Below are 2,895 nucleotides of genomic sequence, written 5' to 3'. Positions count from 1 at the left end.
CTGGCCGGTATGGCGTTCAACAACGCCTCCCTCGGTTATGTTCACTCCATGGCTCACCAGCTGGGCGGCTTCTACAACCTGCCGCACGGCGTCTGCAACGCCATCCTGCTGCCGGCCGTTTGCGAATTCAACATGATCGCCTGCCCGGATCGTTTCGCCGACATCGCCGAGTTCATGGGCGTGCCGACCGAAGGCCTGAGCGTGACCGAAGCTGCTGCTGCCGGTATCGCAGCCATCCGTGAACTGTCCGCCTCCATCGGCATCCCCGCCGGCCTCAAAGACCTGAACGTCAAAGAAGAAGACTTCAAAGTCATGGCCGAGAATGCCAAGAAGGACGCTTGCCAGTTCACCAACCCGCGTACCGCTACGCTGGATCAGGTTATCGGCATCTTCAAGGCCGCCATGTAATTTTCCTGCCGTAACAGAGCGCGCCCTCCCGCCCGGGCGGGCGCGTTTTCTTGACAGTTTCGACTGCGAAGTACGATATTTCAATGGAGCGAAGGGGCAAACCCTCTTCGCTCTTTTTTTGTCCGGATCCTCCAAGCGCTATGGCTTATGGCCAGCATACCCAATGGGTCTGGTTATGTCAGACTGGATTTTCTTGCATAATATGGCCGATACGTTTAGATTCAAGCCTGGCTTGCCGCTATTGGCGATGACTTGTGGTTCTCCGCTCTTTCTGATGAAGATGGAGGAAGATACGCATGCGGGATTTAGTGGCTTGGTTAAAGTCTAGGGCAAAAGGCGATCTGTTCAGCTGGTCGGATCAGCAATCCGCTGCCAACCGTTTCGGGCTGAGTTGCGGCGAAGTCGAACTGACTGCCTTGGAAAACGGGCTGTTGCCGGCTCGCTACCAACGCAACCGAAAAATGCTCAGCATCGAAGATCAGTTGCGCCTGTTTAAAAGCAGGGTTGTCGTCATCGGTTGCGGCGGACTGGGCGGCTATATCATTGAGGAGTTGGCCCGCCTTGGCGTAGGAACCATTGTCGGGGTCGATCCCGATGTCTTCGAAGAGCACAACATGAACCGCCAATTGCTGGCCACGCCTGAATTTCTGGGGATAAAAAAAGTGGCTGCCGCAGCCCAACGGGTGGGAAAAATAAATCCCGCAGTGCGCCTGATACCGGTAGGTCTGGCTTTTGACCTTGATAACGGCGAAGAGATCATGGATGGCGCAACCGTGGCCGTCGATGCCTTGGACAGCATTGGGGTGCGTCTGGAGTTGGCGGAAATCTGTAACCGCCTGCAAATCCCCTTGGTGCATGGCACCATCGCCGGATGGTTCGGCTATCTCATGACCCAGTTTCCCGGTGAAAACACCCTGCAAAAATTCTTTGCCCACAATGCGCAGGAGTGCGGCATGGAAAAGCATTTGGGCAATCCATCCTTCACTCCGGCCGTGGTCGCCAGTCTGGAGGCCGCCGAGGTGTGCAAGATCATCCTGGGTCAGGGTACGCTCATGCGTGGACGTTGTCTGTCCATCGATTTGCTGGACATGGAGTTTGTGGAATTTCCCTGCTGATGGCTGGTGCCGTGCGGGGCTTTTATGGTAGATAAGAGAAGGGGGTGAAGCAGGGCTTCGCCCCCTTTTTTGATCCCGTTGGTTGTCCCCCAACCCGGCTCATTGGCCGGATCACAATGGGACTTCGTCATGCATAACCGTGTCACCGGAGGATCGGTGTCCCGCCCGCCACCCGAAAAACAGAACATCGTTTTTTAAAAATATCTCCTTGTCGTGCAGTTGCCCTGGGGATGTTCGCTGATGGATATCGCTTCGGAAAACGACCCTTATCCGGCCCGATCGGAACGCCAATCAACCCGTCATTTCTATATAATATTTTCCAAGCCATCCTAACCTCCAATGGATAAAAAACAGTTTCTTGTTCTCTCTGTTGAGTGTCCAGAATTTTTCTGTCCTGCAAGTCAAAGTGTATACAAAATAAATAAAACCACGAATAAATAAGGGCTTGTCGCAATATTGAATAAGCACCGCAAATAGATAGAAAAAAAACAACGTTTTAAAAAATCCATAAAACTGCAAAAATATGGGTAAAAAATCCAGCTGAACCGAGGAATTTTTACCCGGGAATCCTCGGGCGATTATATCTACAACCATTTTTTGAAATGGGAAGGAAATTTCGTGGGCCATTTAATGGTGTCAGGAAAGAATCCGGCATTGTTTTGTAATCTTGTTGAAAAATAGACACTATTTAGAATTTTTAGGATTTTATAAAAAATCTTGTTCCCAATAAAAAATTCACCAAAAAGACAATTTTATGTATACGGAAACAACATTTTAAAAAAATTGTTTGATTTGTGAAAAACTTTGTAGTAATAATTCCCGCCAGTTGTGAGTGTGGGGTTTTTCTTCAACGCTTAACTAGGAGGATTTATCATGCCAGTTGTAAATCTCGCAGACGCTACCTACGGCTTCTTCATCCCCAGTGTGACCCTGATTGGTCCGGGTTGCGCCAAAGAAGTCGGCCCCAAGGCCAAAGAACTGGGCGCCAAAAAAGCCCTGCTGGTCACCGACGCCGGTCTGATGAAGATGGGTGTTGCCGACCAGGTCGCCGGTTATGTCAAGGAAGCCGGTGTGGAAGTGGTTATCTATCCGGGTGCCGAGCCCAATCCGACCGACAAGAACGTTCATGACGGCGTGAAGGTTTTTCAGGACAACGGCTGTGACTTTATCGTCTCCCTGGGCGGCGGCTCCTCCCACGACTGCGCCAAAGGCATCGGCCTGGTTACCGCCGGTGGCGGCAACATCCGCGACTATGAAGGCATCAACAAGAGCACCGTGCCCATGACTCCGCTGGTCGCCATCAATACCACCGCGGGTACCGCTTCCGAAATGACCCGTTTCTGCATCATCACCAACACCGATACCCACGTGA

The 2,895-nt window shown here is 51.6% G+C and carries 3 protein-coding genes; all 3 read left to right on the top strand.

Annotated features, from left to right (window positions below; genetic code table 11):
- The coding region (locus tag JQN68_RS08145; RefSeq protein WP_225073873.1) for a dehydroquinate synthase/iron-containing alcohol dehydrogenase family protein at nt 1-408 on the top strand (408 nt) is incomplete at its 5' end.
- A 296-nt stretch (nt 409-704) separates the two neighbouring features.
- A complete protein-coding gene (locus JQN68_RS08140; protein ID WP_225073872.1) occupies nt 705-1,523 on the top strand; it encodes a HesA/MoeB/ThiF family protein in 819 nt (272 codons plus the stop codon).
- Nucleotides 1,524-2,396: 873 nt separating this feature from the next.
- The coding region (locus tag JQN68_RS08135) for an iron-containing alcohol dehydrogenase (protein ID WP_249621108.1) at nt 2,397-2,895 on the top strand (499 nt) is incomplete at its 3' end.

The sequence above is a fragment of the Desulfuromonas sp. CSMB_57 genome (genome assembly GCF_020194955.2).
Classification (GTDB): domain Bacteria; phylum Desulfobacterota; class Desulfuromonadia; order Desulfuromonadales; family Syntrophotaleaceae; genus JAFCIY02.
The sequence above is the reverse complement of the archived record's forward strand: the minus strand, read 5'-3'. Positions and strand labels throughout refer to the sequence as shown.